The following is a 663-nucleotide window of genomic DNA, read 5'->3' on the forward strand; positions in this document are numbered from 1 at the left end:
TTAAATATTCATTTGATTTTTTGTTATAAGTCAATATAAGCATATTGTTTTGGTCAACGAAATCAATTAAATAATTTCCACTTTTTATAGTCTCATTAAAACTAAAAATTACTTTTTTATTTACCAGTTTATTTTCGTTTTGTTTTGATAATTCAGAAATAATGTAATTCTCGTATAATTTTTCAATATTTTTGACATTATATTTTATGAGATTGATTGGTAATTTTAAATTTTCATTACATTCAGTTTTTAGTTTAAAAAAAATTTCACTTCTCTTTCCATTTGGTTTAAGATTCACTTTTTCAATAGTAAAGACCAAAATTCCTGGATTTGGATTCTTAAATTCAAAATCTACATTTGTCTTGTTTTTAACTCTATTTATTATTTCTTTTGTTGCAGGTAAAAGTTTATTTATAGAATCTGATAAAATTAGATTTTCATTTAAACTAAAATCAATGCTTGAAGTAATTTTTCTTGACTCGCATGAAGTTTTGCCACCAAAATTGAAATGAAATTCAGTAATAAAATCTTTTTCAGGTTCAATTGTATTCACACCGTAAACAAAATCTATTTCAGATTCATTACTATACCATAATGGACCTATTTTAAGTTTAATATCGCTTTCATTAGAATTGGTTTTTATTTCATTAATCCTGTTTGCAC

General features: G+C 22.9%; 1 protein-coding gene. It reads right to left on the reverse strand.

Features of this window, described 5'->3' with window-relative positions:
• Positions 1–663 (reverse strand): hypothetical protein (locus tag DIU01_RS15220; RefSeq protein ID WP_290835948.1); only part of this gene is annotated, 663 nt, incomplete at both ends.

The organism is Flavobacterium sp. (assembly GCF_003525665.1).
Classification (GTDB): Bacteria; Bacteroidota; Bacteroidia; order Flavobacteriales; family Flavobacteriaceae; genus Flavobacterium.